The 25,862-nt window shown below is 57.1% G+C and carries 19 protein-coding genes and 1 tRNA gene; 7 read left to right on the top strand and 13 right to left on the bottom strand.

Translation table 11 applies throughout. The features are described from left to right. Positions 1 to 14 precede the first annotated feature (14 nt). On the top strand, positions 15 to 1,346 hold the full coding sequence (gene purD, locus KJ653_08210) for a phosphoribosylamine--glycine ligase (GenBank protein MBU0685812.1): 1,332 nt from the start codon (positions 15 to 17) through the stop codon (positions 1,344 to 1,346). Continuing rightward, positions 1,343 to 1,960 carry a translin family protein gene (locus KJ653_08205; protein MBU0685811.1) on the top strand — a complete coding sequence of 206 codons (618 nt, stop codon included), beginning with the start codon at positions 1,343 to 1,345 and terminating at the stop codon, positions 1,958 to 1,960. Before purD ends, KJ653_08205 begins: the two co-directional genes overlap by 4 nt. Before the next feature lie 7 nt (positions 1,961 to 1,967). On the opposite strand, the gene trxA is transcribed toward KJ653_08205, so the two are convergent. The 4 genes from trxA to pyrF form a co-directional block, all read right to left on the bottom strand. Further along, complete coding sequence (gene trxA / locus KJ653_08200; protein MBU0685810.1) at positions 1,968 to 2,297, bottom strand: thioredoxin; 330 nt, start codon at positions 2,295 to 2,297, stop codon at positions 1,968 to 1,970. A gap of 95 nt (positions 2,298 to 2,392) precedes the next feature. Next, a complete protein-coding gene (locus KJ653_08195; GenBank protein MBU0685809.1) occupies positions 2,393 to 3,196 on the bottom strand; it encodes a hypothetical protein in 804 nt (267 codons plus the stop codon). Further along, positions 3,193 to 9,753, bottom strand: a complete 6,561-nt coding sequence (locus KJ653_08190) for a carboxypeptidase regulatory-like domain-containing protein (GenBank protein ID MBU0685808.1) — start codon at positions 9,751 to 9,753, stop codon at positions 3,193 to 3,195. The genes KJ653_08195 and KJ653_08190 overlap by 4 nt, the downstream gene beginning before the upstream one ends. A 155-nt stretch (positions 9,754 to 9,908) precedes the next feature. Beyond that, on the bottom strand, positions 9,909 to 10,550 hold the full coding sequence (pyrF, locus tag KJ653_08185) for an orotidine-5'-phosphate decarboxylase (GenBank protein ID MBU0685807.1): 642 nt from the start codon (positions 10,548 to 10,550) through the stop codon (positions 9,909 to 9,911). Positions 10,551 to 10,660: 110 nt separating this feature from the next. Here pyrF and KJ653_08180 point away from each other — a divergent pair, with 110 nt between their 5' ends. Further along, positions 10,661 to 11,746 carry a radical SAM protein gene (locus tag KJ653_08180; protein MBU0685806.1) on the top strand — a complete coding sequence of 362 codons (1,086 nt, stop codon included), beginning with the start codon at positions 10,661 to 10,663 and terminating at the stop codon, positions 11,744 to 11,746. Here the strand turns inward: KJ653_08180 and KJ653_08175 are convergent. The 8 genes from KJ653_08175 to KJ653_08140 all read right to left on the bottom strand — a co-directional run bounded on the left by KJ653_08175 (position 11,733) and on the right by KJ653_08140 (position 21,515). After that, positions 11,733 to 12,158, bottom strand: coding sequence for a NusA-like transcription termination signal-binding factor (locus tag KJ653_08175; protein ID MBU0685805.1), 426 nt, complete (start codon positions 12,156 to 12,158; stop codon positions 11,733 to 11,735). The two genes, KJ653_08180 and KJ653_08175, sit on opposite strands and share 14 nt — an antisense overlap. An 11-nt stretch (positions 12,159 to 12,169) precedes the next feature. Continuing rightward, positions 12,170 to 12,445 carry a 50S ribosomal protein L30e gene (locus tag KJ653_08170; GenBank protein MBU0685804.1) on the bottom strand — a complete coding sequence of 92 codons (276 nt, stop codon included), beginning with the start codon at positions 12,443 to 12,445 and terminating at the stop codon, positions 12,170 to 12,172. Further along, a complete protein-coding gene (rpoA2, locus tag KJ653_08165) occupies positions 12,442 to 13,893 on the bottom strand; it encodes a DNA-directed RNA polymerase subunit A'' (protein MBU0685803.1) in 1,452 nt (483 codons plus the stop codon). The genes KJ653_08170 and rpoA2 overlap by 4 nt, the downstream gene beginning before the upstream one ends. Before the next feature lie 5 nt (positions 13,894 to 13,898). Next, a complete protein-coding gene (locus KJ653_08160) occupies positions 13,899 to 16,694 on the bottom strand; it encodes a DNA-directed RNA polymerase subunit A' (GenBank protein ID MBU0685802.1) in 2,796 nt (931 codons plus the stop codon). Beyond that, complete coding sequence (locus KJ653_08155) at positions 16,691 to 20,281, bottom strand: DNA-directed RNA polymerase subunit B (GenBank protein ID MBU0685801.1); 3,591 nt, start codon at positions 20,279 to 20,281, stop codon at positions 16,691 to 16,693. The genes KJ653_08160 and KJ653_08155 overlap by 4 nt, the downstream gene beginning before the upstream one ends. 4 nt (positions 20,282 to 20,285) lie before the next feature. Next, positions 20,286 to 20,543: a DNA-directed RNA polymerase subunit H gene (locus tag KJ653_08150; protein ID MBU0685800.1), complete on the bottom strand. Its 258-nt coding sequence runs from the start codon at positions 20,541 to 20,543 to the stop codon at positions 20,286 to 20,288. An 87-nt stretch (positions 20,544 to 20,630) separates the two neighbouring features. Further along, a tRNA-Lys gene (locus KJ653_08145) sits at positions 20,631 to 20,774 on the bottom strand. A gap of 249 nt (positions 20,775 to 21,023) precedes the next feature. After that, a complete protein-coding gene (locus tag KJ653_08140; protein ID MBU0685799.1) occupies positions 21,024 to 21,515 on the bottom strand; it encodes a flavodoxin domain-containing protein in 492 nt (163 codons plus the stop codon). Positions 21,516 to 21,662: 147 nt separating this feature from the next. Between KJ653_08140 and KJ653_08135 the strand changes: the two genes are divergently transcribed. Both KJ653_08135 and KJ653_08130 read left to right on the top strand, forming a co-directional pair. Next, a complete protein-coding gene (locus KJ653_08135) occupies positions 21,663 to 21,830 on the top strand; it encodes a DUF1610 domain-containing protein (GenBank protein MBU0685798.1) in 168 nt (55 codons plus the stop codon). 10 nt (positions 21,831 to 21,840) lie between these two features. After that, positions 21,841 to 22,107, top strand: a complete 267-nt coding sequence (locus tag KJ653_08130; protein MBU0685797.1) for an elongation factor 1-beta — start codon at positions 21,841 to 21,843, stop codon at positions 22,105 to 22,107. 62 nt (positions 22,108 to 22,169) lie between these two features. Here KJ653_08130 and KJ653_08125 read toward each other — a convergent pair whose 3' ends face one another. Beyond that, the gene (locus tag KJ653_08125; protein MBU0685796.1) at positions 22,170 to 23,606 is read right to left on the bottom strand and encodes an NADP-dependent malic enzyme; all 1,437 of its coding nucleotides are present in this window, start codon (positions 23,604 to 23,606) and stop codon (positions 22,170 to 22,172) included. Between the two features lie 223 nt (positions 23,607 to 23,829). Between KJ653_08125 and KJ653_08120 the strand changes: the two genes are divergently transcribed. Continuing rightward, positions 23,830 to 25,470: a radical SAM protein gene (locus tag KJ653_08120; GenBank protein ID MBU0685795.1), complete on the top strand. Its 1,641-nt coding sequence runs from the start codon at positions 23,830 to 23,832 to the stop codon at positions 25,468 to 25,470. A 30-nt stretch (positions 25,471 to 25,500) separates the two neighbouring features. Next, a partial coding sequence (locus tag KJ653_08115; GenBank protein MBU0685794.1) for a hypothetical protein occupies positions 25,501 to 25,862 on the top strand: 362 nt, incomplete at its 3' end.

Genomic DNA, 25,862 nt, shown 5'->3' with positions numbered 1-25,862 from the left:
GCTGGTCGCATACGATGAGAGTCCTGGCTGTCGGGGGAGGGGCGAGGGAGCACGCGATTGTTGCGGCTCTCGCACGCTCAGGGGCCGATGTTTTCGCATGCTTGAAGAACAACAACCCGGGGATAGCGAAAGCCGCGAAGGCACACATTCTGGTGGACGAGAGCGACACCCGCAAAATCGTCGAGTTCGCCAAGACAAGGGACGTAGAACTTGCAGTAGTAGGACCTGAAGCGCCTCTTGAGGTTGGGCTAGTCGATGCTCTCAGGTCTGCCGGAGTGCCGACTGCCAGCCCCTCAAAGGCGGCGGCTCAGATAGAGACCTCGAAGAGCTTCATGAGGAAACTTCTCTCCGAGCACAAAGTGAAAGGGTCCATACAGTTCGCGATCGTCGACAACACTAGGGACTTGAAACTCGCGCTTGACAGAATGGGTATGAACGTCGTCGTCAAACCGACGGGTCTCACGGGCGGGAAAGGCGTCAAGGTAGTCGGAGAACACCTCATGACGAAGCAGGATGTCATTGCCTATGCGGATGAGATATTCACAAAGAGGATTGGCGGATCATCTCAGATAGTGCTCGAGGAGAAGCTTGTGGGGGAGGAGTTGACCATCCAGGCGTTTTGCGACGGAAGGAGGGTCGTTCCTATGCCAGCTGTTCAAGACCATAAGAGGGCGTACGAGGGCGACAAAGGTCCGAACACAGGGGGAATGGGTTCGTACTCCCAGAACGACGGACTCCTTCCATTCCTGACAAGGAAGGAGTACGACAGCGCCGTCGAGATCATGGAACAGGTCGTGAACGCCCTCAGGAAGGAGGGTGCGGAGTACCACGGGGCACTTTACGGCCAGTTCATGCTAACGAAGGACGGGCCAAAGGTCATCGAATTCAACGCGCGGTTCGGAGACCCGGAGGCAATGAACGTCCTCTCGCTTCTCAGCAGCGATTTCACTCAGATATGCTTCAAGATGGCTGAGGGTGGGATCTCAAGGAGCCACGCTGAGTTCCAGAAGAAGGCGTCTGTGTGCAAATACGTGGTCCCCGAGGGCTATGGCACCAAGTCATTGGCCGGCGAGGAGATCAAGGTCGATGAGAACGCGATCGCCAATGAGGGCGCATTGCTCTATTACGCGAGCGTGAACGAGAAGGATGGAAAGATATTCACAACGACCTCCAGATCCGTCGGGGTAGTTGGTATCGCCGATTCAATAGAACAGGCGGATCAGATCGCTGAGAAGGCATTAGGTCACATCAGCGGAAGGATACATGTCAGACACGACATCGCGAAGAAGGCCATGCTCGATGCCAAGGTCGCAAGGATGCAGAACATCAGGAGCGGACGCGTTTGAAGAACCTCGAGAAAGTTACATCAGAGATCGAAACGGAGCTCGACGAGAAGGACCAGATAAGGGAGGTCGCTCTCAAATCGTCCAGAGCTGTCGTCCGACTATCCGGGAACATACTGAGAGGGATCCACCGCAGTGAAGACACAAAGGTCCAGTTGGACGAACTCAAAGACGAGGTTTCGAGGTTGTCCAGCCTTCTTGCTGAACATCCGGGGCTTGCGCATGCCGGATATGTCGAGAGTGCATTCCAGGAATACTCGGAGGTGGGGATCATCATATCCATCCTTGACAAGGCGGATGTTCCGTCCCCCAAGGATCTGGGCATCGGCAGCGTTCCGTACCTTCTCGGGCTAGGCGACAGCGTCGGCGAGCTAAGGAGGTTCTGCCTAGATGAGCTGAAGGTTGGGAAGATAGCCCGGGCGAATCACTTCCTCGAGCTCATGGAGGACGTGTTCACGGCCATCATGAGGTTCGACTACCCCGAGGCGATAGTCCCTCTGCGGCACAAGCAGGACGTCGCCAGGAGCCTCTTGGAGAAGACCAGAGGCGAGGTGGCCGTCGCCGCGAGCGCTAGGAACCTGCATGAGAAGATCGAAGAGGTCCTGAAGAAGGCCTGATGTGGCGCTAGAAATGCTTCTTGAGCACTGCCTCGATGTTGGCCCTCGGGTGAGCCCCGGTCAGTGTATCGATCTGTTTCCCGTCCTTGAAGAATATCAGGGTCGGGATGCTGTGAATCCCGAGCGCCATCGCGGTCTTCGGGCTCTCGTCCGTATCGAGCTTCGCAAAAGCCACCTTTCCATTGTAGTCCTTCGCGAGCGCAGCGAACGTTGGCGCCAGCATCTTGCATGGGCCGCACCAGGGTGCCCAGCAATCTACAACCAACTTTGCGGATGACTTCACGGTGGCTTCGAAGTTCGAGTCGTTTATCTCAAGTATACCTTCTGACAAGGTCATCGCTCCATTTTGGTTGGCGAAGTAAAGTCGCCTCTGTATATGATATTATGCCAAAAGAATGCAGGTGACATGCGGAGCGGTTTGCCTTCAGGCCACTACTTCTTGCGTCTTATGGGCTTCTGCAGGTACATCAGCCCGACGAACACGGACAATATGATCACCGCAATCGTCAGTACGCCGCCTATTGGGTTGCTGGTCTGCTCGACATAGAACGTCTGGGAGAACATGTTGTTCCCATTGCTGAACTCCACCACACTGCCGGAGTCGTCGATGGAGACGGTGATGACATGCTTCCCCTCCTTGATCTTCAGGAAAGTCCAGTTGTATATCAGGGCCGTCAAGGAGTTGGCTGACAGATTGAAGGTCTGTGTGTGCAGTAGCACGCCGTCCGCGAAGAACTTGGCAGTTACGTTCAGAGCGTCCACAGGGCCGTTGTTGAAAATCTCCGCCCTGATGACGATGGGGTCAACGACCTTGACCGCGAACTCGTTCTCCAGGTACTTCACCTCATTCGTGGCCACATTCCTGGACGATGCGTTCACCTTGATCTTGATGGTCTGAGAGGCGCGGTCGGGCATCGTGATGCTGAGCCCCCAGACGCCCGAGAGCGACGTGCCTGAGCTAGGGGTAGCCGACGAGCCCGTCGTGTTCTTCCCGGTGATCTCGATTCTATAGGAGTAGTTGCCCGACAAATCGCTGGCGGGACCGCCCGCGACAGTGAGTGTGCATTGGACCGTCCGTTCCTTCCCGGCAAACGCCGGGCGGTCCAGGTCGATGGTTATCCCGCTATAGGCTCTGGCATCTGGAGCGAGCTGCAACATCGCCGCAGAGGGCATGGCCAGTAGCAGCATGAGCGAAGCCGCGATTACCATCCTGGTCATAGAGATCCGCAGGCTCACTTCTTCGCACCTCCCCCGAGGCCCTTCTTCTTCCGGAGCACGAAGAACGATACCATGAGTACCCCCAGCGCCACAACAAGGCCCGTGTTGACATACAGGTTGCTGAGGTCGAGCTGGTACAAGATATCCTTCCTTGACACCTGGATATCGCCTAGGCCCATTGACAGATCTGGGACCATGACCGGCACGGAGCCATAGAAGCTCACGCCCGCGTTCAGTGTCGAGGATGCAAGCACGTAAGCCTGGGCGGACGGATCGGCGTCGGCCCGGATGGATGTGAAACTGACGTTGAGCTCCTTCGAGCCGAACGCAGAGAGATTGAAAGTCGTCACTACCAGGCCGGTGTCTGGATCAAGGATCTGAGCAGTCCAGCCAAGTGACGTCAATGCATCCTTGTTTGCGATTGAAACTGCTATGACATCGGGCGCGTTGCCCGTATTGTTGACCCTGAACTTCGTGATGGTATTGGCCGAGGAGACTGGCGCGGACTGGTTAAGGTTGGTCACCTGGACGCCGTGCACTTGGGCAATGTCAACGTAGAGCGTCAGGTCGGCCCTCGTGGAACTCAGTGTCTTTGAGCGCACAAGGCATATCACCATTATATCCGCCGCCGGGAGCGTGTTGCCTGCCGTAGCATCGACCATCATCGTCTGCTTGTTGTTGGTCCCGAAGTCGAGCGTGAACTGGGACGGTGAGAACGACACATCGAACCCTGTGCCTGTGAAAGTCGCCAGGAACGTATCCTCGATGTTCCCTGTGTTCACGACTGTAACCGCATATGTCACCTTGACCCCTGGGGCCGCGGACTGTGTCAGAGCCCTATCCCAAGAGACAGACACGCCGCGCTTCGTGTCCCTGTTCATTTCGAACTCCACGAAAATGTCGGTGTTGCCCACATAGAACCTGGAAGAACCGGAATAGGACACGTTCATGCTATGCTCGACCCTCGTTGTTGAAGATGCGATAGTATAGTTCGCTCCGCCGGGCACGAGCGCCATGAAGGAGCCGTCGTCGGCCGACGCTAGATTCAGCTTTGCAGAGCCGCTAGATAGCGACAAGTCCAGAGGGGCTCCCTGGTCGCCGATCAAGGCTGTGCCAGTCAGGTAGCGTCCGTCAGCGAGCTCTATGGTCTGCTCTCTCGGGATGTTCCTGGTGAGGGTCACCGTCGACAGGTAAGACCTCTTGTCCTGGAGCCTAGTGACATGGATGGTGTAATCCCCTGGCTGGACCTTCTCATCGAACACGCCCAAGGCGTCCGTCATGAACGAGACGCTCTCACCGAACCTGCTGTTAGCAATCAGCTCGACGTACGCCTGGGCCGGCGTGTCGTCGGGGCCGACCACAGTCCCGCGGAAGGTCGTGTTGTCGAGCTCCAGAGTCAGGCTCGGGCTTACGCCCATGTCCACAGAACCCATTGTGACAGTCTGCAACGAGGAATACTGGATGTAGACCGATCTCGAGCCCTCCGTCATCACGTCCTCGAGCAGATACAGAACCGAATAGGATCCAGGAGGCAGCTGGAGAGAGTATCTGCCAGCCGTGTCGGACTGAGCGGTGATCACCTCGCCCCCAGAGGCTGTAGCCAGTACCGTCACCGGTCTGGTAACAGACGACGAGTCCAACCTGATGACGCCCGAGAGCGCATGCGCCCTCTGGAGGTTGAAGTCAAAGTTGCGTGATGTCAACGACAGCTCCACGAGGCTGGTGTTGACAAATGTGTCGCTTCCTGTCTTGCCGGAAGCGTACACAGAGTAGGTGCCTGGCAGGAGATAAACATGGTAGTTTATGGACGAGAGCGTCAGGTTCTTCTGCTCGGGCCCGCTGAGTCTGAGCTGAATGCTGGTGGATGCGCCCAAGAGGTTGCCGTACATCTCGACCTTCTTGACAGGCTGGATATCGTACGCGGCTCCGGATCCGGAGGGCTGGAACGTCGCTGACTGGTCGAACATGTATTTCTCGCCGCCCATAGGCGTCGAGGCCTGGTCGACCACAACTCTGTAGGACGATGGTGGTACGAGGGCGCTGTAATACCCGTTAGCACCAGTGGTAGTCTTGACGATTGACATGAGCACATTGTCTGGCACGAAGGAAACCTCGATTCCCCTCACGCCGACATCGGCATATGTGACCAGGCCCGAGACGGACAGAAGGTCCGGCGTAGCGACCAGGTCGAACGACGGATTGCCGCCTGAAAGCGTCATGCTCTGGGACCACTGAGAATATCCCGAGACTCCTAGCGATACCGTGGCCGGGGAGCCCTCGGGGAAAACCATACTGAAGGTGGCGTCGGAGGAGGTCATCGTCGTCTGCGTCCTTCCTCCTGAATCTGTGACCCGGAGCTCTGACAGGATCGCGCGCTCAGAAGGCATCAATCCCCCTGAGGTATCCTTGTCCAACCAGACGGTGGCGGTGACGAGCACGCCGCTGCTCATCGTGAACTGGAGGCTGGTGGTGGATGGCCACTTGACGACGACCGTGTCGGAGAGTATGCCCTGCTCGCTAATGCTCGCACTCGTAACCTTGTATGTCCCGCTCGGGAGCACGATGTTGAAGGACCCACCACTTCCGGTCATGACAGGGATTCTTGCGCCGTCTGCGGATTCGAACACCAAGTAGGTGTCGCTCAGCGGCAAGCCCTTGGGGCTCCTGAGAGTCCCTGCCACACTACTTGCCCCGAGGTCCAATGTGAGCGTGCCCGATGCAGAACCTGTCATCGTGGTGTCGATGACGGTTGCCCCTGCATACTTGTTGGTTCCGTCGAAGGAAGTGGCATATAGAGTCCAGACGCCTCTCGGGATCGTAACTTCGACCAGTCCATACGCGTCTGAGAGACCGGACACGATCGTGGATTGATCGTAGTTGTTCGAGACCATAAAGACGGCGTGCGATGCAGGCATGCCACCGCTTACAATCCTGTATGTCATCTTGGATTCCGCCACGAGTGTGAATGTCCTCTGCAGTGTATCTCCTGGGGAGATTGCGAAGCGGTTGTTGTAGACCACTTCACCTCCGTCCCGATAGTTGAGGATGTAGTTCCCGCCCGTGATCCTTGAGAATGTGAAGTTGCCATTATTGTCCGTCGTGGTCTCTTTCCTGAGGCCAGTGTATGTGTCCACGATGACAAGGGCGGCGCCTTCAGCTGGAAGGCCATCGGTCCTCAATAGCGTCCCCACGAGCTCGCTCGCCTTCATGGCGAGCTTCTGGACAGATTTCTGGCCTGGTGTGACATTGACCAAATGGCCCATCGTCAGGTTCAGACGGAGGAAGTCTGCGAAAATTTCGTACTGGCCCGGGGGCATCGTCTCGTCGAAGGAACCGTCAGAGGCGTTGACCACGAGGCTTGTGTTCGTTTTCAGCTCGGTCATGTACACCGTCACCGCAGGAATCAGCTCGTCCTTGTCGGCAGTGTAGTTCCCGTCGCTGTTGAGGTCCCAGAAGATGTCTCCTGAAATCGATGTGCCTTTCATGACAAAATCCTTGGTTATGATGTAGTCCATCACACCATCATCGTCCAGATCCTGAGACTTCCTCATGGCCTGGTCGTCGGTGACATTGAGGTATAAGGTCGCAATAGTGTTCGCGCCCTTCAATCCGATATTGTTGGTGCTGCCGCCCGAGAATGTCAGCGTGAGATTTCCGAACGGAGCCAGGAGCGAGTAATGGCCGTTCTCATCCGTCTTGGTCACCATGTGAGGGATCCCGTACTCGTCTTGGATGGTCACGCTGATGTCAGCCACTGGGTAGCCCTGCTCTGTCTTCAGAGTGCCGTTCAGGTAGGCACCCTTGTAGTATTCCAAGAAGACCACACCAGCACTGTAGTAGTTCGACGCGGAATCGTCGATATACCCCTGGGCCTCGCCCGCCTGGATCTTCTCCTTGAGTACAGCGGCCTCCTCGAAGCTGATGGCCCTCCAGCCCTCTCTAAAGTCGGGGTTGTCGAGTGTGAGCGGGTTGTAGTAAGCGGTCCTGTAGACCACCCTGAAGTGTGTCAGGTTCCAGCCAGGAGCAGGCGTATAATCACTCGCCGATCCCGATAGCCCAGGTATGCCGTCGTTCGTCTGGCCGATGTCCGTGCCAGAGTAGCCTACCATGGCCCTGTAGAACATGCTCTTGTAGAACATGTCCTTGTATTCCAGCTGGTAATCGATTATCTGCATGTCAGAGGTGACATCCTCGATTGCGTATGACGCACCGTAGATGTCGATCGCCTTGATCTCGAAGAAGTCAATCGGAGTGGAGCCCCTAGTGATGCGCCTGTCCGAGAGCTTCGCAGGAGCGTAGAAGATGCCCGTGTCCTGACCCGAGCGCGGGAACATTCTTGAGTCGACGCTGAAGTATCTTATTTCCCAGTCCGTGACATCGCACACCTCGCCGTAGAAGCTGACGAGGTCGTCGAGGCTGAGCTTCGTGAGCTCAACTCTGGCGGTGACTATCCTCGCGTTGGCGTCGCTGATATCCTCAGACATCGGGCCATAAACCAATGGATCCGCCAGTATCTCAGCCGCAAGCTGCCTGCCCGAGCCCAACATGATCTGGTTCATCCGGTCCTTGTCGATATCGTACTTGTCCATCAGGGCGTAGAGCTGGTCCTTCACGAGCGGGTCGTGAGCGATCCCAGCTGAGAGCAGCCTGTAGGCGAACAACGCGATTGCCTCGGCCTCGCTCTGCGACATTATGATGTTACCTGTGATCTGATAACCGTTCTGGAAGTTGTCTGCCACAGTCGGGTGCTTGCCCGCCTGGACGGCTTCGAATCCGTAGTCCCACCATGACACGTATGCAGGCCGCTGGGACTCCGGCAGTATATCGGAATCACGATCCGCGAACCAAGCCCATGCGGTCGGGAAGTAGTACTTCGGCAGCGGGAGAGAGTAGCCGAATGCCCCGAAGTACCATACAGTGCCGTTCGCCTGATCGTACGATCCGGGCCTCATGAAATCAGGCAAGCTCGAGTATATCTCGTTGTCAAGCGCGGCCTTGCGCTCGGACGGGATGCCTGCGTCGGTTCCATACCAGACGTTGGGCAGGACGACCATGAAGGCGAGGAAAAGAGCGCCGACGACGTGTCTGACCTTCACGCTCTTCCTGAATACATGCAGGTAGGAGCCACTGGCTCCCACGAGCGACTTGCGGACGCTGTTGAAATCGAGCTTATCGACGATCACGACCAACACCCAGGCGGACGCAATGGCGAACGCAGGTGCCGCGTTGAACATGAATCTGCCAGCGGAGATTGCCATGAATATGGCGGCACCGAGCCAGACGACTATGAAGATGTACGGCGCAGTCGCGTGCTTCGGAAGCCTGGTGATGGCCCAGATTAGGCCGATCAGAGACATGAAGAATGTGACCATCCCGAACCCCATGGCGACCTCGCTGAACATCGGGGCCTTCGCCTCTGCGATTGTGGAGTACAGCTTGTTCTTGACGAAGTATCCCTGGCCGCTCAAGATAGCCTGGCCAAGTGATGGATCGACAACGTTAATCGCGAGCACTGCGACAATCAGAATCGACACTATTGCAGGCAGTGTCAGGGTCCAGGGGAAGTCTCTCGAGATGACGAACATCATCCCGAAGAACATCGAGGCGAGGAACAGGTAAACAGGGACATCGAATCTGACTTGAATCAGGGTCTGCTCATAGTACACCGGGAAGGATATCAGGTATCCGAAACCCATTGCGATCATAACGATGAGCGTGACGCTCAATGAATCGGTGTTCTTGAACTTGTTCAGGAAAACCTGGATGATATAGTACGCCAGGATGAGGACCGCAGCATAGCCGAATCCGACCCAGGCCATGATGACCGCGCCGAAGGACGTTCCCGCGATGAAGGCATACAGCACTGCGGTCTTACTGTTCCTGAAGTAGTCTTTGAGACCACCCTTTATGCTTCTCAGGCTCCTCCAATTCTCGACCCATTTCCTATGGTCTTGGACACTGACGGCCTTGAGCAGGAAATAGAACGTGAGGACTATGAAGAACAGAATGAACGAGTCATGGTCCGCATTTGACAACACGCTCCGCTGGACATGGCTCGGCATGATCGCCAGGAAGAAGGCCGCGACCAGCCCCGCCCTTCTGCCAAAGACCTCTTTTCCGACGAAGAAGGTCGGGATGACGGTCAGTGCGCCCCAGAATGCAGTGGACCACATGAATGTCCAGCCCAGAGAATCGTGAAGCGACGCGAAGGCGTCCTGGGCGATCACGGCGGGTACGACGACGGACATGCTGAACAGAGGTGGACGCGGGTTCCTGATCCCGTCCGGGTAGTTAATCAGCGGGTCCCAATACAGTTGCTTGCCTGTATCTGCAGAGTAGTCGATGATGCGCTGCCAGTAGTATGAGTCGGAGCCACCAGACACGATGTATCCGTTGTCGGAGGCCATCTCGTAGCCGAAGTACGAACGCATGAACAACGCAAGAGTGAAGATGAAGAAGAGCATAGCCAGGGCAGCCCAATTCGCCCTGAACCACTTCCCTAGTTCGCTCGGCCTCCCGTCCCCCCTCTTGATGGACAGAAAGGACCTAGCAGGGATCTCCCTTGCCTCGGCCAAAGATTATGCCACCTGGTGATAGTAGCTCACCGATACCGAGAGTGCTATATATACGTTATCTGCGAGGGAGGGGGAAATCGACATCGAGAAACGCGTCATCTGGCATGTCAATATTTGTCATCGTCTGGAACATGGTTATTTGACCATGCCCGTCCTCAAGTACTTCCCCTGACTTCGTCGGCCAGTTTCTTGGCAGCGTCCCTGGGGTCCGCGGCCTCGTAAATGGCCCTTCCAACTATTATGTAGTCGGCTCCAGCCCTGATGGCATCTGATGCTTTGCCTCCCTGTGCCCCTACGCCTGGAGTGATGATCTCCAAGTTCCCTATGATCTTCCTGAGCACGGCGACCCTCTCCGGCCGAGTTGCGGGGGCGACTATTCCTCTGGCGCCTGCAGCCTTAGCAATGGCTGCGAGCATGTCCGCGACAGGGGCCGTGAACTGCTTCCCGCCCGGATGGCTCATCTCCGTCAGGACGAAAACCTGCCCCTTGGCGGCGTCCACGCACGCCTTTACCGAGTCTTCTCCGGCGAAACCGTGGCATATGACCGCGCTCGCGCCTCTGGACATCGCCTGTTCGACGATCAGCCTGTTAGTGTTCGGGATGTCGGAGATCTTGAAGTCGCATATGACGTCCTTGACCTTGGACATCTCCTGTATGATGTCCGGTCCGGCCGCGAGGATCAGCGGCCAGTTTATCTTGATGGCGTCCACATAGTCCTTGACGGCGTCGACCACACGCAGTGCGTCTGCGTGCGATGTGACATCCAGTGCAAGGATTATCCTGGTCTTCTTCTGCATGAGTGCCTCCCCGCGCGGTATATCGTCGGTCGGTTGGTTAATCTTTGCGTGCTTCACAGGCCTTGCCGGCGGCACATCTTTTCAACTACCCCGAGATTCATACGAACTGCATGCAGAAGGTCAAGAAGATGCCAAGGGGGTCGGCGCACACGGGAAGGCTTCCTGAGGGCTGCGTCCTCTGCGAGAAAGGAGCAAAGCTGGTGCTGCTCGTTACTGGCAGATGCGCCCGTAGATGCTGCTACTGCCCCTTGTCCGCCGAGAAACGGGGGAAGGACGTCTTCTTCGCGAACGAGCGCAAGGTCAGTGATGCCTCAGGAGTGATCGACGAGGCCGAGCTCATGGATGCTCTCGGGACGGGCGTTACGGGAGGCGATCCGCTAGAGGCCATTGACCGGACCGTCGATTGCATCAAGTCGCTGAAGAAACGATTCGGGAAACGCCATCAAATCCACCTATACACTTCGAGCACGGACGCCAACAAGATCAGACGCGTTGCAAAGGCCGGCCTGGATGAGATAAGGTTCCATCCGCCCATGAGCCTTTGGAAGAGACTCGAAAAGACCGAATTCGCCAAGGCGGCGGCGCTTTCGAAGAAGCTCGGCATGAAGGTCGGTCTTGAGATTCCTGTCATCCCCGGGAAGACTGACGATCTGGTGAGCGCGATATCGTTCGCCGATGTTGCGAAGCTCGACTTTGTGAACCTGAACGAGCTCGAGTTCTCGGAGACCAACTGGCGGTCGCTCAGGGCGTTAGGGTTCGACACAAAGAAGGAGAACGACATATCTTCCGGTGTTAGTGGGAGCGAGGAACTGGCCCTTAACCTTCTCCACCTCGAGACAGACATTCCGCTTCACTACTGCTCATCCGCCTTCAAGGACGGCGTCCAACTCAGGCGCAGGATAATGAGAAGGGCGAGGAACGTGGCCAGACCGCACGAGATTCTTACGAGAGACGGCACCCTGCTGAAAGGGGTGATCGAGACCGACAACATATCCATGACCGCGGCCTGGATAATGAAGACATTCGATGTCCCCGGCAGACTGATCTGGAGCGACTACGAGAAGAACAGGCTAGAGATCGCTCCATGGATCCTGGAGGAGATTGCGGACGAGCTTGAACCGCCCGCGTACATAGTTGAGGAATATCCGACTGCGGACAGGCTCGAGGTGGAGCGGACGCCGCTCAAGCGACGCTGATGCTCTGGACGTTGTGGTGCCTGTTCACGACCTCGCGGGCGATCCTGAGATTCTTGCCGTTCTTGCCTATGGCCTTCCCCTTCACCTTCGGGTCCACGGTAACGGTCGCGTGTATGATGTTTCCCCGGTCCTCGATCGTGACGCTCTGAACGGAATAAGTGTGGAATACGTTCTTGATGAATGTCTCAGGGTCCTCCGAGTACTCTATCACGTGGATGTTCTTCCCCGTAAGGTTCTTGAGGCGGATGACGTTCTCCCCCTTCTTGCCAACGGCCCTGCTGCCCTGGCCCTTCTCTACGACGAACACCAGCTTCTCCTCGGTCTCGAGGCAGTCCTTGACCTGCGTGCCCGTGATCTTCTCGAAAAGAGAGATGTATCGGAGCGTGTCCTCGGTAAATGTGATATCTCCCATCTGACCACTCATCACGCGGAGAGTATGTTGGACTCTCCAGGGCTTACGATTGCCAGCGCAGATATCGGGAACGGTTTTCCGCAGGCGCTCCCCAGCTCCACGTTCGTCCCGTTGAAAACCAGAACCTTCGGCAACGAGCCTGAAACGACGGATTTGTCCGGGCAGTTGCTCGAGACAACGACGAGCTTGGCCTCTCCCTTCTTGACTGATTTCTTGGTCTCCGCGAGGCCGAACCTAACGTCGCCTGTGGTCGCAGCCGTCTTCAGAGCACGTACGACGTCAATCATTCTTTGTCACCTTCCTTCTTGCTCGCCGGTGCCCACACCAAGTTCACTGCGCCAGTACCGACAGTAACTGGCTGACCCACTATAATGTTTTCTACAACGCCTTCAAGGGTGTCGACCTCGCCAGTTATTCCAGCGCGGAGCAGATGGGTCGATGTGATTTCGAACGCCGCTCTCGCGAGCACGCTCGACTTGCGACCGGATATGCCGTGCCTTCCGATGGCCTTCACATCTCCGTCGTTCGTCATGAGGTCTGAAACGAGCATGATGTGACGCATGTCCACGGTGAGACCCTGTTCTTCGAGCGTCTTGGAAGCCTCATTGATGATGGAGTTCCTGGCAGCCTCGACTCCCAGCGCCTCGTAGATCTCGAGTATGCTGTTGGTAGTTGTTCCTTTCTTGTCGACATGATCTATCTCGAGCACCTTCTCGAGGTTGGAGCCCTCAGTGTAGATGACGAAATGGCCTCCAATCCTTCTGATGACGGCCCTCTGGATGCCCTCCACTCCCTTGATCGGGCACGCCTTAGTGTCCTCGGAGATCCTCTGGAGCTTCTTGTATGATGGCTCATCGCACTTGATGACGATGGCCGCCTCGCGCATCTCCGCCATGCCCTTGATGCCCTTGGATTTGTTGATCTTCCTCAGGACCTCCTCGGGCGTGATGGACTTGCGCTCCATCTTCTTCTTGTCGAGCTTGACAACGACCTCCATGCTGTTGATGTCCGTATCGACATCCGCAATGTCTATCAGGGTCGTGCGCTCGATGTTGGATGCGATGTTCCTGACCTTCTCCAGGTCATTCTGGACGGCATCCTCCAGATGGATTTCCATTATCGGAGTGCTCGGGACACGCCTCGCGTCGACGATCTCGATCAGCCGGGGCAGACCCAGCGTGACGTTCATCTCGGCGACACCAGCGTAGTGGAACGTTCTCATGGTCATCTGCGTGCCGGGCTCCCCGATGCTCTGGGCCGCAAGTATTCCCACGCTCTCGTTGGGGTCCACCATGTGCGTCTGGAACCTCTCAAACGTGAGATCGAGTATCTTGTCAAGGATCTTGTCCGGGACATCCACGCCCTCGAGTCTGCTAGCTATCTCACTGACGACCAGCGGAGAGAGGCGCCTCTCCTTCTTCCCCAGCATCTTGTTAAGCTTGGTCTCGAGAGGAGTCGCCGGCCTCGTCTTGACCGGGAGCACAGTCTTCTTGGAGAACACAGGCTTCTTCAGCGGCTTCTCCTTCTTCTTCCTCGGCATGCGCTCCTTGGTCTTGACCGCGTCGAGGAGCTGCTTCAGTTTCTTCTCACCGAGCATCTTCTCGAGTTCCCTCTTGACCTTGTCAGTCGCTCTCGCGACCTTCGTGAAGGTGTAGCCGTCGTCCACGAGTTTCTGAGCGGTCTTGTCATCTACGCCCTTCCTGGTGAAGACCTCCAATGCATCCTTAGCGGTCATGGCAATCATCCCTCCTCTGAGCCGCCGCCGGCCTCGAAATCGGGCTCCTCGGTCTCGGCCTCTCCTTCCTCTGATGGTGTCTCTAGCAGGTCCCTATCCTGGATGCCGTAGCTGAGGGCGCCCTTCTCCTGGACCTTGGCGATCAGCTCTCCCTGGTTTCCCAGCACTGTCAGGATGATGTCGTCGATATCAACGGGGTCTCCGCCGACGCTCCTGGTCGGGTCGATCCCGTCTTCACCGTACTTGAGCTGAATGACCGTTCCGGCCGTGTTCCTCACGGACCCGTCCTGCATGACCTTGAGGTCCTCGAGCGCGTTGATGAGTCTCCTCTGCATGTAGCCGGACCTGGACGTTCTGACCGCAGTGTCGACCAGCCCCTCCCTGCCACCCATCGAGTGGAAGAAGTACTCCGAAGGGCTCAGTCCGCTCTTGTAGCAGTTCCTTACAAAACCCCTCGCCTCGGACCCCAGGTCGCCCTTCTTGAAGTGCGGCAGGGTCCTGTTCCAGTATCCCCTGGACAGACGCTCGCCTCGTACCGCCTGCTGGCCGATGGCACCCGCCATCTGCGACAGGTTCAGCATGGAACCCCTCGCACCTGACCGGGCCATGATAACCGCGGAGTTCTCCAAGCCCAAGTGGCGGTTTGCAATCTGACCCGCCGTGTCTCTCGCCTTACCCAAGACCTTCATGATCTCCACTTCCAGGGTCTCTTCAAGAGACCGACCGGGCATCTGCTCTAGCTCTCCGCGTCTGTAAGCCTGTACATGCTCCTCGACCTTCATCTTCGCCTGAGTCATCGCGTCGTCTATCTCGCGCTTGGCCTGGTCCGGGATGTCCTCGTCGTCTATGCCAGTCGTGAAGCCTCTGACCATGATAGCCCCTATCGCCATCTTCGTAGCCTTGTCTATGAACTCCCTCGACTTATCAGGGCCGTAATCCCTGGACAGTTTGTCCAAAATGCGACCCTTGAATGCTCCGATGGCCTTCTCATCGATGGTGCCCGTGAGCAGCTTCCCGTGCCTGATCACGACAAAGCCATCGTGCTCGCACTTTTCCTTCTTGCAGGTCTGGCACTTCTGGCAGATGGATGCCTTGAACGTCATGTGCAGGTCCGTTGGTATGACCAGGCTGAACAGCTGCTTGCCGGTCCAGTAATCGACCCCGTCGGACGCCTTGGGCTTCGGCAGCTTGACATCGCCGATCTTCTCCACGATCCTGAGCGTCTCCTCTCTCGTGAACTTGGAGTCCATGTGCGTCAGCAGGAACGAACCGGTGATGTGGTCGTGGATGCCGCCGATGACTGGAGCGCCCATCCTCGGGGACAGAATGTGCTCCTGGACCCTCATGAGCACCGTCGCCTCAGCCCGTGCCTCCTCACTCTGGAGCACGTGAAGGTTCATCTCGTCTCCGTCGAAGTCCGCGTTGTACGGCGGGCAAACGCACAGATTGAACCTAAATGTCTTGTGAGGCATCACGCGCACTTCGTGGGCCATGATGGACATCCTGTGCAGCGACGGCTGCCTGTTGAACAGCACGATGTCGCCATCGACCAGGTGCCTTTCCACGACATAGCCAGGTTCGATCGTTTCAGCGACCGTTTCCGCGTTCTTGTCAGTGACTTTGACCCTTCTGCCGTCCGAGCGGATGACGTAGTTCACACCGGCCTTGTAGTCTGGTCCCGCAGGGGCGGGTCCGCGCGAGCACATCTCCTTGGCTCTAGCAAGGTTGCGTTCTGTGACGTGTATCGGGATAGTGAGCTCCCTCGCAGCCTCGACAGGCACTCCCACCTCGTTGATCGACAGCATGGGGTCGGGAGAGATCACAGTCCTCGCGGAGAAGTTGACCCTCTTTCCAGACAGGTTCGACCTGAACCTGCCCTCCTTGCCCTTGAGCCTCTGGACCAGCGTCTTCAGGGGCCTGCCGGACCTGTGCCTGGCTGGCGGTATCCCATATGTCTGGTTGTCGAAGTACGTTGTGATATGGTACTGCAGGAGCTCCCAAAGGTCCTCGACAATTAGCTGGGGAGCACCCGCGTCTCTGTTCTCCCTAAGCCTCTGGTTGATCCTCAGAACATCGACCAGCTTGTGGGTGACATCGTCCTCAGACCTGTCTCCGGAGTCCAGCGTTATCGATGGCCGCACCGTCACAGGTGGTACTGGCAAGGCCGTCAGGATCATCCACTCAGGTCTTGAGACCGATGGGTCGATGCCCAGAGAGGTCAGGTCCCCGTCGGGGATCCTCTCGAGCCTTTCCCTGACCTCCTTCGGAGTGAGCTTGTGCCCCTCTTCTCTGAAGGTGGTGGGCTTGTCAAGCGTGATCTTCAGCTGGACCGTGCCGCAATGCGGGCAAGTCGTCCTCGCAGCGGCGTCCCTGGCAGTGTCCTTCGCAACGGTGGCCTGGTCGAGCGTGTCGGCTCCGAGCTCCTCCATCTTGTCCCGCTGCTTCCTGTACTCGTCGGCCTGCTCGCCAGTCAGCAGCAGCCTGCCACAGGACCTGCAGGTCGACTGGAGCAGCTTCTTGATCTCCTTCACGTAGCCTACGTGGATGACTGGCATCGCCAGGTCGATGTGTCCGAAGTGCCCCGGGCATTCGTCCACCTTCTTGCCACAGGTCTTGCACCTCAGCCCGGGCTCGATTACACCCAGGTGCGGGTCCATCAATCCCATGTCTATCGGGAAGCCGTCATCGTCGTAAGTGTCGGCGGTGATGATCTTCGTCGCGGACATCTTGCGTATCTCATCTGGCGACAGGTGCGCGAACTTGATCGCCGCGATGCGCTTGGTTACGCCGGTGACGTTCATTTCAGATCCTCCAGTTGCAGCCGCATTGCGACACCAAGCGACAGAAGCTCGTCGAGCAGGAGCTTGAACGCGTACGAGGTCTGGACTTGGTATATCTTCGAGTTGTTGCCACAGACCGGGCACCTCAGCGTCCCGCGTCTGTCGAGAATGGCTATGTGACCGCAGCTCGAATTGCCGCAGACGTACTGCAGAGTCCCATCGGACTCGTCGAGGAGCCTGTCCTTGATGACCATCGCGGCACCGTGACCTATCAGACAGTCCCTCTCCATCTCACCGAACCTGAGACCGCCCTGTCTCGACCGTCCCTCGGTCGGCTGTCTCGTGAGTATCTGGACCGGGCCTCTGCTCCTCACATGCAGTTTGCCAGAGACCATGTGGTGCAGCTTCTGGTAGTAGATGACGCCGATGAACAGCTCGGCCTCGATCTTCCTTCCCGTGACGCCATCGTACATGACTTCCTTGCCGTTGTGTTTGAAGCCGTTCTTGACGAGCGCATCTCTGATGGCCTCCTCCCTCTCGCCGCTGAAAGGAGTGCCGTCGACGAACCTGCCTTCCATCGAGCCGAGCTTTCCGCCGACCATCTCCAGGACGTGGGCGACGGTCATTCTCGACGGGACTGCGTGCGGGTTGATCAGCAGATCAGGCGTCATGCCGTCCTCGGTGAACGGCATATCCTCCTGCGGGACCAGCAGGCCGATGACTCCCTTCTGGCCGTGCCTGGAAGCGAACTTATCTCCCAGCTCCGGGACCCTCTCGTCCCGGACTTTGACCTTCACGAGCCTGGAGCCGTTCTCGGACTCTGTCATCATGACATTGTCGACCCAGCCGCTCTCGCCAGGCCTGACGGTGACGGAGGTCTCCCTTCTCTTCTGAGGTGTGAGGAAGTCCGCTTCCTCTTCAAGGAACCTCGGCGGTGAGGTCTTCCCTATGAGCACATCCCCGCCGTCGACCTTCGTCTCGGGGCTGATGAGCCCGTCCTCACCGAGGTTGCTGTAGGACAGGTCAGCGCGAGCTCCCCTTACATCGGGGCTCGGGATCTCGAAGTGATCCTCCTGGCCTCCAGGGTACCTGCGCTCCTCAGCTCTGTATGTCCTCATGAATGTCGAGCGGCCAAGGCCACGATCGACAGATGACTTGCTCATGATGACTGCATCTTCCATGTTGTATCCGCCGTGGGACACGATGGCAACCACGAAATTCTGGCCGCCGGGTCTCTTGTTGAAATCGACGAAATCCATTGCCTTGGTCGTCACTAGCGGCTTCTCCGGATAGTGGAGCAAGTGGCTGCGCGTGTCCGGCCTGATCCTGTAGTTCGAGGAGCTCAGGCCCAGCGACTGCTTTGCCATTCCCGAACCCATGGTGACCCTCGGGCTCGAGTTGTGCTCTGGATACGGGACAAGGCCCGAGCAACAGCCGAGTATGACCATCGGGTCGATCTCGAGGTGAGTGTGCTCATCGGAGAGCTGAGAATCGACATGCATCGTGCCGCCACATGACTTGCACTCGAGCGTGATCTTGCCCTCGTCGCCGGGATTCCGCCATTCTACATCGATCTCTGACAGGAACTTTCCGCAGTGCTCGCACTTCTGTGGCGTCTTGTAGGCGAACATGCCGATGTATGTGTCCTCTTCCTCTTCGGCATCGATCCACTCCACGACGCCCTCTCTGACCAGGTCCGACCACCTGGTCTTCGCGGAGCGCATGTCCTCGATGTGCTTGTGCGTCAGCATTGTCTTGCCGTGGCGGACGACGAGCAGCGGTCGCCTCAACCTGCCCTCGTCGCAGTTGATAATGATCTCGTTCATGTTGTCGTCGAAGCGCACATTGACCTCGGACGACAACAGCCCGGAGCGCCTCCTCTGGCGTATCTCCTCAGCGAGCTCCTTTGGCTTGTCGTGCAGACCGATGAGATCTCCGTTGACGTAGACCCTTACCTCAGTCGTCTGCTGCTCCCCGACCTCTTTGACGCCAAGGTCCTTGAGAAGCCAGATGACCTCCTTCTCATCGAACCCTTCAGAGACATCGATGATCAGGGCAGCATTCTTGACAAGGCCGCAGTTCTGGCCTTCAGGAGTCTCGTTCGGGCACAGCCTGCCCCATTGAGTCGGGTGCAGGTCTCTCGCTTCGAAGTGAGGCTGGCTCCTGGTGAGCGGGGACGTGATCCTCCGCAAGTGAGACAAAGCGCTCATGTTGGAGGTGCGGTCCAGCAATTGCGAGACACCGGCCCTTCCACCAACCCAGTTGCCCGTGGCGAACGCGTGCAGCAACCTGTGCGTAAGCAGATCGGGCCTGATCGCAGATGATATCTTGAGGCCCTTCTTGCGAGTATAGCCCCTCTCCAGCTGGTATTTCAGATCCTTGATCAGGTTCGTGAATGCGACCCTGAAAAGGTCTTCCATGAGGTCGCCTGCGAGCTTCAGCCTCTTGTTTGCGTAGTGGTCCTTGTCGTCCTCTTTTCTGTGACCAAGCTCAAGCTCAAGTATCGTTCTTGCGACTCTTCCAAGGAAGATGGACTTCTTCAACCTCACATCGGAAGTGTCGCCCAGGTGCGGCAGCAAAGAGCGGTCAACGATGCTCTCGACCTTCTTCGCCCTGTACTCCTTGGCCTGGCCCGTCGCGAACTTCCGCTCGAGGAAGAGAATCGCATCCTCGGTGGTGTAGATGCCGTTCGGAGGGTAGAGCTTCTTGTTCTGGCACTCCTCCATGTTGGCGTAGACGATGTTCGCCATCTGCGGGTCGGAGACGATGGCCTTGAAGATGGCCTCGTCGCTCTCCATCCCGAGGGCCTTCATTAGCACTATCAATGGTATCTGTCCGGAGGCGGCAGGGACGGACACGACCAGCATGCCGTCCTTCTTCTTCTCCATCAGAGTGAGCGCCCTGTAACCTTCCCTCTGTGAGAACACCTTGGCCACGTGCAGGCTGGTGCCATAGCGCTCGTTCAGTTCGACCATGACCCTGTTCGGAGCGAGATCCTCGAGCGAAATGAGCGCCCTCTCGGTACCTCCGATGATGAAGTATCCGCCAGCGTCGCAGAGATCCTCGCCCTGAGCCACATGGAACTTGCGCAGCTCCTCTGGAGTGGGCTCCCTGTCCATCTCTATGTTGTCCTTGTGCAGGTTGCACTTCTTGGACATTATCATGACTGGAAGGTCCCCTATGTGGACCTTCTCTGGCTCCCTCTCGATGCCGTCCTCGACGAGATTGAACTCAAGATACATAGGAGCAGAATAGTTCAGGTTTCTTAGCCTGGCCTCCATCGGGAAGAGGTCGTGCGTGGCGCCGTTGGCCTCCTTGATCAACGGCCTCGCAACTGTGATCGTCGGGCGGGCGTTCGTGTCGATCTGTCCTGTCTTCTCGTCCCTCTTGCGCCCAATGTGGATCTCGATTATCTTGCCCTCAGTGCGGTCTGGATCCAATCTGATGATGCCTCTGTCGGTCTCGTCTGGCGATGACCGGACGTTGTCGACAATCTTCTGCATCCTGCTGTTCGGGTGGTCTATCGTCGGCAGGAAGTCATTGTAGGAAGCTATGTGATGGTTCACAATGCTTCTTTCTCTGAAATAGGTTTCAACAAGTTCTCTCAAGGGCCTACCCCCTAATCACCAATCTGTAGCAGACGCTCTCCCCACTGGTCACGCTGCGCCTTACAATCTTCACAACCATTCCCTCTTCCACTGGTCCCACGATCGCGTCGAGCACGCGTATGCATGGATCCGCGAGTCTGATCTTCGGGAGCTGGTCCTTCGTGAGCTTCAGCTCCTTCAAGATCTTCTCGGCCTCCTTCTCCGGCAGGAGATGATGCTCAGGAACGAGCTCATGCTCCAAGACGTTAAATTCTTCGGCCATTTACTCTCACCCCGCAAACCCGGGATCCGCCGCGAAAGCGCGTTTCATCCGAACCATCTCCCCTGACTCGCCCTGGACGACGCCCGGCGGGCCCGCGGGGATTTCCGAGACTAGTCTGTTAGGCATAGTCATTCGAACCCCGGGCCACCTGCTTAAAAGGCAGATGCTCTTTCTAGGGAGTCTAATACACCGAAAATGCATGAGATTCCTACCTAGCTGAGCTACGGGCCCTGGGCGGCGTGGATACCCTAGGCTGCGTTAGCAGGCCGTGTAGACACTTCGCATATATAATGATTTCTTGGAATCCGAGCTTCTTGGTCGGCAGGGGGGTTTTTCGTATTTATTTCGGCCGAATTAAATTAATTAACGCAGTATAAATTTCGATTTCTGGGAAATCATTATGAACCCTCCGATTGCGACACATTGCTACGGTCCAAGGCGAGCATCCTCGATATCCGCTGCAGTGGGACTACTGGCCCCTCATCTCTTGATTGCCTGAAGGAACTCGTGTACAAACTGCTTTGTCTGCTCAACCCCGTTGTCGGCCAACGGACCTTTCTGACCCTTGACCTCGACGTACAGCAGCTTGTCGACTGCGTTGAGCCCGTGGTCCTTGGCTTTATCCCTGAGCTTGGGTCCAGCTCTCAGAGCCCACCTCTCGTAGCTGCTCTTCTCCTTCTCGGTCACTTCGCCTTCTGGATGGGAGGCCACGGTCGTGAATATGGCCAACGGCTTGTCCTTCCATACCGAGAGATCAAGGTGTTTCACGTAGCGCTTTATCCTACCAGTCACTCCGCCCATTCTGTTGGGAGACCCGACCAATATGAAGTCCCCTTGCGGAGGAGATGGATAGTCCTCCCTCACGCTCCGGAGCTCCGCCTCGTGACCCTCAGACTTGATCTGCTCGATGATTGCCTCTGCCACTTTCTTCGTGTTCCCGAAGTAGCTGTCGTATACTACGATCCCCTTCAAATTTCTTTCCCCCGATGGTCTCAACTGAATCGCGATGGACTCCTATGTAGTTTCCCGATTCGTATCAGCCCTCGCCGTCACACAAGTCACACTAGTATCATTATATATACGGAGTCGTTACCTCAGACCCGAGGTCGAAGAGACTTGATGAGCCAGGAGAAGATCTGCAGTTCATGTGGCGTCCGCTTGGTCAGGAAGATGGAGACCACGTTCCTGTGCCCGAGCTGCGGGAAGGCCACGATCGGAAGGTGCATGAATTGCAGGGACCAGAGCGTCCATTACAAGTGCCCTGAGTGCGGATTCGTAGGACCCTGAGGTGTTTTCCGTGGGAGAAGTCGGTTTGCAGTACAGAATCCTACCCGAGGGGCTGGAAGTTGACCTCACTAAGCTCGAAGGAGATATCAAGAATGCCTTGCCTGACGGTGCGAGGTTGAGAGCTGCAGAGCAGAGGCCCCTGGCATTCGGTCTGAAGGCGCTGCATGTCCTGATCGTCATTGACGACAAGAAGGGTGGCGCGGATCAGGTCGAGGATGCCATCTCGAAGGTGCCTGGAGTCCAGAGCGTCGAGATTGTCGAGATGGGGCTGCTCTGAGAATCAAGAAACCAGAAACGAAGAAAGGTTTTCGGAAGGGGTTTGACGAGTCTTTCTCCAGCTTAGGCCTTTGGCCGCGGCCTGATGAACCCTGTCTTCATGAGCATCTTGGTCTGTTTCCTCGCGCGCCCGATGATGGCCTCGGCCTTCTCGTACAGCTCCTGCCTTGTGGCCTTGATCCTCGCGATGCCCTCGTTGATGGCGGCCATGCCGACAGCGGCGGCCTCTCTCGGGAAGACCTCCCACTCGTCCATCGTGGGCACGATGTAGTTCTGGTTGAGGCCGTTGTCCTCGGCCGTCTTGGCGATCTCCATGACCGCAGCGACGCACATCGAGTCCGAGATCGTCTTGGCCCTCACGTCTAGCGTTCCCCTGAATATGCCAGGGAACCCGAGGGAGTTGTTGACCTGGTTCGGGAAGTCGGATCTGCCAGTTGCGACTACATTCGCTCCTGCATCCAGCGCCTCCCATGGCCATATCTCGGGGATCGGGTTCGCCGTTGCGAACACTATCGAGTCATCGGCCATGCCCTTGATCCACTCGGGCTTTACCGTGCCGGGCCCTGGCTTCGATGCAGCGACCAGTATGTCCGCACCCTTCATCGCGTCAGCGGGGCCGCCCATGACCTGCTCCTTGTTAGAGTGCTCGCACATGAACAGCTTCTCCTTGTAATCCTTCCTCGTCTCGTCGCACCTGCTCATGTTCAGCGTGCCTTTGGAGTCGCACATGACCATGTTCTCCCACTTGAAGCCGGAGAGGTGCATGATCCTCGAGATGGCGATATTCGCAGCGCCCGCGCCGATGAATGCGGCCTTCATCTCGGACGGCTTCTTGCCGACGACCTTCGCGGCGTTCACTGCGCCTGCGGCAACGATTGTGCCAGTACCCTGCTGGTCGTCGTGCCATACTGGAATCTCGCACTCGGCCCTCAATCTCTCGAGTACGTAGAAGCACTTCGGCTGCGAGATGTCCTCAAGGTTCACACCGCCCAGTGATGGCTGCAGTATCTTGACCGTCTCAATGATCTTGTCAGGGTCCTTCGTGCCCAGGCAGAGCGGGAACGCGTCCACGCCGCCGAGGTACTTGAACAGAAGGGACTTGCCCTCCATGACCGGCAGTCCCGCCTCAGGTCCGATGTCGCCCAAGCCAAGGACTCGTGTTCCGTCGGATATGACAGCTACCGTGTTCCACCTGTTCGTGTGCACATATGACAGGTCCTTGTCCTTGTTGATTGCTTTGCATGGCTCCGCAACGCCAGGTGTGTACCACACGGCGAAGGCGCTGAAGTCCCATACGGAGCACTTCGGGACGATTTCGATCTTCCCTTCGTAGAACGGGTGATAGATCATCGCGAGCCGAGCGGGCTCGTACGCCTTCTTCAGCAGCACATCCACGGAGACCTTCTCCAGTGGCTTCCCAAAGACCTTCTTCTTGGCAGGAGCCTTCTTCACGTATCTCTTCACGGCCTTCTTCTTGGCCGGCTTGGATTTCTTTGCCATTCGAATCTACCCCATGTATTTCGTCCGATTTCGAAAGTCGTCGATTTGGTTTCCCAAATCAAGCAACTTGACAGGAAGTTTTCTGCTTGTTCGGCAAAGAATTCCGCCGATTAATACATTGCGAACGTAACGAGAAGAGATGCCTTCGCAGGGTCTGCTGATTGAAGCTTGGAAAATGTCGAGAACAGAACATATAACCAGACCAAAAGGCTTCTCGACGGCGATGAGGGCACTAGTCCTTGACGGATACACGGATGAGCCTGCATGTCTCGGGGTTCCGCCGTTCATATCACCGAATGCGCGACTAGCTTACGGATCTCTTCGAAGCGCCGGAGCGGAGGTCCGCTACTCGACGATAGACCAGTGGAGAGCTGGTGTTGTCAGGTTCGACAAGACCGATCTGCTGGCCGTCATCAGGAACATCGCCGTCCCAGGCAAGTATCTGAGAGGGATGCCTGCGAGCAATCGGGAACTCGCAACCATTGCAGCTTCATTCAAAGGGACGATCGCTGCCAGCCTGGGAGCGGATCCTGATCACGCACCATCCATGCTCAGGGATGCGTTCGACCACATCTCATCAAGCGACTTCGAAGCGTCCGTTCACGATCTCGTCGTTCATGGCGAATTCGTCCAGAGGAGGAGAACTCAGCAGGAATGGAACGATTGGCTCGTCAAAGGGGCGGAAGCTGCCGCTCTCCACCCCGACCACGGCGGGCCGTTGATCGCCGAGGTCCAGATGTATCGCGGTTGTGTGAGGTACATCACTGGAGGCTGTAGGTTCTGCATCGAGCCATTGTTCGGAGATGTGATCTTCCGGAAGCCGTCCGAGATACTGGATGAAGTGGATGCGCTTTCGAGAGTCGGCGTCCGCAACTTCAGGCTGGGGGCGCAGTCTTGTGTCTACTGCTACATGTCTGATGAGATCGGTGAGACCGAGACGCCTACGCCCAATCCCGAAGCCATCTCACAGCTCCTGAGAGGGATCAGAGACAACGTCAGGCCAGAAGTGTTTCATCTGGACAATGCGAACCCTGCGGTCATAGCCGAGCATCCGAGGGAGTCCAGAGAGATCACGAAGGCCATCGCTGAGTTCTGCACGAGCGGCAATGTATTGGCGTTCGGGCTCGAGTCTGCAGACCCCAAGGTGGCCGCCGAGAACAACCTCAATGCTACGGCTGATCAGACATTGGAGGCTGTCAGATTGGTGAACGAGATTGGAGCCGCCAGAGGCCCGTCCGGATTGCCCTTGGCGCTTCCCGGCATCAACTTCCTCTGCGGGCTCGAGGGGGAATCGAAGGAGACCTACAGGCTCAATCTAGAATTCCTCAGAAAGGTAGTGTCCGAAGGACTCCTGCTAAGGAGGATCAACATCCGTCAGGTGATCCCTTCGAGGAGCGAGTTCCCCGGCGTCGTCTCCAAGGCGAATTTCGAGAAGTTCAAGCGCGCCGTCCGGTCAGAGATAGACGCCCCGCTTCTCAAGAAGCTAGTTCCCGATGGGACTGTGCTGAAATCCTTGTACATGGAGCTGCGAGAGGGCGGCAGGACCTTCGGGAGGCAGGTCGGGACTTATCCGCTGCTCGTATCCGTCCCGTATCCGGTCGATATAGGCAGGAAGGTGGACGTCGCCGTGACCAGCCAGGCCATCAGAAGCTTGTCGGGGATAGTCCATCCCACGGACGTGAACACCGCAACGCTATCAATGCTACAGGCAGTCCCCGGAGTGGGCAAGAAGAGAGCCATGGCGATCGTCAGGAGGAGGCCGTTCTCTAACGCTGATGAACTCTGGCAACTGTTCGACGAGCCGAAGGCCTTGGCGTCAGCGCAGTTTCACCTGACCATCGGAAATGTACACAAGGTGCAGTAGACAGTATCTAGTATGTAACTCCTGATTTGAGTGAAGCAGAAGGGGGAGAGGCCCGGTTTGGATGTCGTCACATCGGCGAAGTATCCTTTCTTGAAGGAGTCAGCAAAGTACCTCAAGGACTCAGAGGTATCGCTTGATCAGCTCGTATCTGGAGTGGCGTACGAGCGCGCGCGCTACCTGGGAAGGGACAGGGTGATGGAGGCCCTAGACGAGGGCAAGATCGACGACCACCCCATGGCCTCCAAGGTCGATGCGACCGTGGAGCTCCTGAGCTACCCGATTGCGAGGATGATTGTCTCAGCCGTGGCGGACACCGCGTTCGTGAGGAGGTATGCCATCGCGGAGGCAAAGAAGGCAGATGAGCGTCTCCGAGCAGAGGACATCTCCTTCAT

The organism is Candidatus Thermoplasmatota archaeon, from assembly GCA_018814355.1.
Lineage (GTDB): Archaea > Thermoplasmatota > Thermoplasmata > UBA10834 > UBA10834 > COMBO-56-21.
This window is presented reverse-complemented; position numbering and strand designations above follow the sequence as displayed.

Bases quoted from the DNA above. Each gene is read 5' to 3' on its own strand.
- purD (MBU0685812.1), top strand. From the start codon at position 15: ATGAGAGTCCTGGCTGTCGGGGGAGGGGCGAGGGAGCACGCGATTGTT.
- trxA (MBU0685810.1), bottom strand. From the start codon at position 2,297: ATGACCTTGTCAGAAGGTATACTTGAGATAAACGACTCGAACTTCGAA.
- pyrF (MBU0685807.1), bottom strand. From the start codon at position 10,550: ATGCAGAAGAAGACCAGGATAATCCTTGCACTGGATGTCACATCGCAC.
- KJ653_08180 (MBU0685806.1), top strand. From the start codon at position 10,661: ATGCAGAAGGTCAAGAAGATGCCAAGGGGGTCGGCGCACACGGGAAGG.
- KJ653_08175 (MBU0685805.1), bottom strand. From the start codon at position 12,158: ATGGGAGATATCACATTTACCGAGGACACGCTCCGATACATCTCTCTT.
- KJ653_08170 (MBU0685804.1), bottom strand. From the start codon at position 12,445: ATGATTGACGTCGTACGTGCTCTGAAGACGGCTGCGACCACAGGCGAC.
- rpoA2 (MBU0685803.1), bottom strand. From the start codon at position 13,893: ATGACCGCTAAGGATGCATTGGAGGTCTTCACCAGGAAGGGCGTAGAT.
- KJ653_08160 (MBU0685802.1), bottom strand. From the start codon at position 16,694: ATGAACGTCACCGGCGTAACCAAGCGCATCGCGGCGATCAAGTTCGCG.
- KJ653_08150 (MBU0685800.1), bottom strand. From the start codon at position 20,543: ATGGCCGAAGAATTTAACGTCTTGGAGCATGAGCTCGTTCCTGAGCAT.
- KJ653_08135 (MBU0685798.1), top strand. From the start codon at position 21,663: ATGAGCCAGGAGAAGATCTGCAGTTCATGTGGCGTCCGCTTGGTCAGG.
- KJ653_08125 (MBU0685796.1), bottom strand. From the start codon at position 23,606: ATGGCAAAGAAATCCAAGCCGGCCAAGAAGAAGGCCGTGAAGAGATAC.
- KJ653_08120 (MBU0685795.1), top strand. From the start codon at position 23,830: ATGAGGGCACTAGTCCTTGACGGATACACGGATGAGCCTGCATGTCTC.